The 1,921-nt window shown below is 60.5% G+C and carries 1 protein-coding gene; it reads right to left on the minus strand.

Annotated elements, in window-relative coordinates:
• Positions 1-71: 71 nt before the first annotated feature.
• Positions 72-1,472, minus strand: a complete 1,401-nt coding sequence (ltrA, locus tag OQE62_RS19280) for a group II intron reverse transcriptase/maturase (protein WP_265723672.1) — start codon at positions 1,470-1,472, stop codon at positions 72-74.
• Positions 1,473-1,921 lie beyond the last annotated feature (449 nt).

Consider the following 1,921-nt stretch of genomic DNA (forward strand, 5'->3'; position numbering starts at 1 on the left):
ATCGGGTAGGAGGCGGGATTACCCCCGCCGTCCTCCCACACCACCGTACGTACGGTTCCGTATACGGCGGTTCATGTTGTACTCGTGAGCCGTCGGTACTGATCCACCAGCGATACCAGTTTCATTCGATCAAAGAGGCGTTTCGGGACTGCTTGGTTCATATGTGAAGCACCCGCGTTCCACCATGGGCCTCGGCCATTGGTGGCACTGGTCCATGCTCGCACTTCACCCAGCCCCAGTCTCATCAGCATCCTGGTTCGACTGTACACCCGTTTCCACTGACGCCACAGGATCTTGCGCAGGTGGCGGCGTATCCAGCCATCCAGTTCGCGCAGAATGCCCGTCACCCCAATGTGTCGGTAGTAGTTGAGCCAGCCTCGAAGTACCGGGTTGAGTTGCTCTATGAACCTGAGCAGGTGCTGGCCCCTCCCCCGTCGGAATAGGGCTTTTAGCCTACCCTTCAGGCGTTTTATTGCCTTTGGGGCGACCTTGAGTCGAGCCCGGTCTCCATACCCATATACGCTGTAGCCCAAGAAGGCTCGCTGCGAGGGACGCGCTACGCCACTCTTGGTCGGGTTGATCCTGAGCTTCAGGCGACGGTGCAAGAACCGACTCACCGAGTCCAGCACCCGTTTCCCGGCCCGCTCGCTTTTGACGTAGATGTTGCAGTCGTCCGCATAGCGGCAGAAGCGGTGTCCCCGGGCTTCCAGTTCCTTGTCCAGCTCGTCCAGCTGGATGTTGGACAGCAGTGGTGATAGCGGGCCGCCTTGCGGCATGCCTTTGCTCCTCGCTGTCTCCAGACCTCCGGTCATCATCCCCGCCTCAAGGTAGTGGCGGATCAGTTGGAGTAGCCGCTTGTCTTCGATTCTCCGCGCCAGGCGTGACATCAGGATGTCGTGGTTGACGCGGTCGAAGAACTTTTCGAGGTCGAGGTCTACTAACCAGCCATAGCCTGCGGCTATGTGTTCCCGCGCCTGTCTGACGGCCTGTCCGGCACTGCGACCGGGGCGGTAGCCGTAGCTGTGGGCGGAGAAGTTCGGGTCGTAGAGTGGGCTGAGTACCTGATGAATGGCCTGTTGGATCAGGCGATCCATGACCGTGGGGATGCCCAATGTACGAGTGCCCCCATCCGGCTTGGCGATACTCACTGCCCTGACCGGCTGCGGTTGGTAGGTCCCTGCCCGCAAGGCTTCTTTGATCTGTGGCCAGTGTGTTTGCAGTTGGGCTTTCAACCCCTCCACTCTCACACCGTCCACACCGGGTGCGCCCTTGTTCCGCAACACCCGTTGGTAGGCGGAGCGCAGGTTGGCTTTCGCCAGCACTTCCGCCATCAGGTCGTCGGTCTCCTCCGGAAACGGGTCTTCATCCACCGTGACGTCTGGCACCACCGACGGTTTCCCAAGTGGGTACTGCCCCTTGGGGTAAAGGTCGGTAGCGAGCTGGTCTCGCTTTGCGGCGTTTGCGTCCGTCATCGAGGAGTCGGGGTTTCCGTCCTTCCAACATGTTCCGCCCTTCAGTCTGCGGTGACAGACCTACTATGGCTTCTGCTGACTTCTGCCGCCCCATCCCGACACCTTGCGGTACCGGTAGCCAGTAGCAGGGCGGCAGACCTCCCAGGGTAATGCGCGTGACCTTCACACTTATGCCCGCCGCATATACGTCCGCAGTTGCCGTGCAAGTATCGGGCTTTGAAGATATATGCCTTCTCACCCACTGCGACCGCCTAATATGCGATTCCTGTCCGTCGGGCCAGCGTTTTGCCTTCGACTTCCTTCAGATTCCGCCTCGCGGTGGACACCCTTGCCGTTCGGCTAATCGTTCCCCTTGCCGGGCCGATAGTGGACTTTCACCACCAAGTCATCCGGCCGCCACCACGCGTACCGGAACAGCGCCAGTCACGGCGCTACGCGCCATGCCTGGC

The sequence above is a fragment of the Microbulbifer halophilus genome (assembly GCF_026183675.1).
Taxonomy (GTDB): Bacteria; Pseudomonadota; Gammaproteobacteria; order Pseudomonadales; family Cellvibrionaceae; genus Microbulbifer; species Microbulbifer halophilus.

What these genes read in the sequence shown, in the direction of transcription:
- ltrA (WP_265723672.1), bottom strand. Translation starts at nt 1,472, where the DNA reads ATGACGGACGCAAACGCCGCAAAGCGAGACCAGCTCGCTACCGACCTT.